A 2,416-nucleotide genomic window follows, 5' to 3' on the forward strand; every position below is an offset into this window, starting at 1 on the left:
ACTCAATCTCTTGTCAACTACTTTTTTAACTTTTTTTGTCATTTTTTTTCATTGACAACCTTCTCGTATGCTTTTTCAGCTTACCGCTCGAAACAGCTTTGTTATATTATCACTTTATTCCTTAACTGTCAATACCTTTTTTACAAATTTTTTACTTTTTTATAAAAAACAAAAAAGGACTGTATAAACAGCCCTTAAAATTCATTGTTTACTTTACGGATTCACCCTCTATTATACTATGAGATACTATTATTTTTTTCTCTTTCAAGTCTTCACCTTCAAGCAATTTTACAAGAAGTCGAGCACTTATTGCTCCTACATCATACATATAGTGATTTATACTTGTAAGAGTTGGGTTAATCCATCTTCCAACTTCACAAGAATTTAAACTTGCAATACTTACGTCATCGGGAACTTTTTTACCTGCTTCTTCAATAGCTTTTATTGCACCAAGAGCCATTTCATCATTACCACATATAACTACATCAGGAAGATCTCCTTTTAGCATTTCCTGCATAGCTAAATATCCACCTTTCATTGTAAAGGCATTTTCATATATCTTATTTTTTTCTATTTTCATTCCAAGCATTTTGGATGTAGAAAAAATTACTTCTTCATTCTTCTTAGCATTATAATCTCTGTTCTTATCACCATGTATTAAACCAAGAGTATTATGCCCCTTTCCTTTTATATATTCCATTAGTGCATAAATACCTTGATTATAATCATTTATAACACTTGAATATTTACCTGCAGGATCTTCAACACCACATAATATTACAGGCATATTCATATATTCAAATTTTCTTTTTACAACTTCATCAAGTTCTCTGCCCGCAAATATAATTCCATCACATTGTTTTTGATAAAACAAATCCATAAATTCTTCTTCTTTTTTACTATCTGCATCACTGTTACAAATTATGGCATTATATCCACTCTGCATGCTTATATCCTGTACACCTCTAGCCATTTGTGCATAGTATGGTATTGTAATATCATGTATAACAACACCAACAGTTTCAGTTTTTTGTAATTTTAAGCTTCTTGCTATGGCATTAGGTCTGTATCCTGTTTCTTTTATTGCTTGTAAAACTCTATCTTTTGTTTCTTCATTTACCAAAGGTACATTATTTATTACACGCGATACGGTAGCTATAGAAACATTAGCTTTCTTTGCAACATCTTTAATTTTTGCGCTCAATTTAGCACCTCCATATTTTTAACTCTGTCATTATAAACTTCATTGTCATGTAAAAGTTTAAATTATTCTACCACATCATGTAATGATTTTCAATTAGTTATGATTTTTTAATAAAAATAATTAAAAAAAACTACATATAAATACAAAGTAGATTGAAAATAATGAAAAATTTAATATAATTTTATATAATACATTAAAAATAAAGAGAGTAAATATGAAAAATAGTAATTTAAAATTTAAAAATGTTGAAAATTATTTCAAGTGTCCAATATGTAAAAATGAAATGTATATTGAAAACAACACATTAAAATGTCAAAACAATCACTGTTTTGATATTGCAAAAAAAGGATATATAAATTTTTTATCAAACAGAAAGCCTCAAAAGGGTTATGACAAGAGTTTCTTTGAAAATAGGAATATTATATTAAATCAGGGCTATTATGACCATATATGCGATTATATCCAATCTTATATAAATACTTTTAAACCTGACACAGTTATTGATGCCGGATGCGGAGAAGGTTTCTATGTCAAAAAATTATATAATGAAAACATAGATTTTTTTGCTTTTGATTTATCTAAAGATGCTATTAATGTTGCAGCAAGAGGCACGAATAATATTTGTTTTTTTGTTTCTGACATACAATCTATTCCACTAAAAGATAATTCTATTGGCTGTATGTTAAATATATACACACCAGCAAATTATCCCGAATTTAAAAGAGTATTAAAGAAAGATGGAATTATAATTAAAATTATTCCGGGTCTTTCTCACTTAAAAGAATTAAGAGATATTGTAAAAAATGAATTAAAACATGAGCAGTATGATAATAATGATGTAATTGAATGTTTCAAAGAGCATTGTGAATTATTAGAAATTAAAGAGCTTAATCAAACAAAAGAAATTTCTTTAGAAAATTTAAAATCTTTTTTAGATATGACCCCGTTATTGTTTGATATTGATAAAAGTAAATTTGATTATAATAATATAAGTGAAATAACTATTTCTGCTACTGCATTAATTGGAAAAATTAAATAATGAAAGTTTTTTAAATCTTTCATTATTGTTTTCACAAAAAAAGAACATCAATAAGATGTTCTTTTTTATTTATCATTTACTAAAATTATTCGATAATTTCAGCAACAACTCCTGAACCTACTGTTCTACCACCTTCTCTGATAGCGAATCTTAATCCTTCTTCGATAGCGATT

Annotated in this window: 3 protein-coding genes; 1 reads left to right on the top strand and 2 read right to left on the bottom strand. The window is 27.0% G+C overall.

Annotated features, from left to right (window positions below; all coding sequences use genetic code 11):
* Window positions 1-208: 208 nt before the first annotated feature.
* On the bottom strand, window positions 209-1,204 hold the full coding sequence (locus V2W16_RS11095; RefSeq protein ID WP_329385902.1) for a LacI family DNA-binding transcriptional regulator: 996 nt from the start codon (window positions 1,202-1,204) through the stop codon (window positions 209-211).
* Between the two features lie 214 nt (window positions 1,205-1,418).
* Between V2W16_RS11095 and V2W16_RS11100 the strand changes: the two genes are divergently transcribed.
* Window positions 1,419-2,243 carry a putative RNA methyltransferase gene (locus V2W16_RS11100; protein WP_329385904.1) on the top strand — a complete coding sequence of 275 codons (825 nt, stop codon included), beginning with the start codon at window positions 1,419-1,421 and terminating at the stop codon, window positions 2,241-2,243.
* 85 nt (window positions 2,244-2,328) lie between these two features.
* Here the strand turns inward: V2W16_RS11100 and V2W16_RS11105 are convergent.
* Window positions 2,329-2,416 (bottom strand): EF-Tu C-terminal domain-related protein (locus V2W16_RS11105; protein WP_483416155.1); only part of this gene is annotated, 88 nt, incomplete at its 5' end.

This window comes from Anaerofustis butyriciformans (assembly GCF_036289385.1).
Taxonomy (GTDB): domain Bacteria; phylum Bacillota; class Clostridia; order Eubacteriales; family Anaerofustaceae; genus Anaerofustis; species Anaerofustis butyriciformans.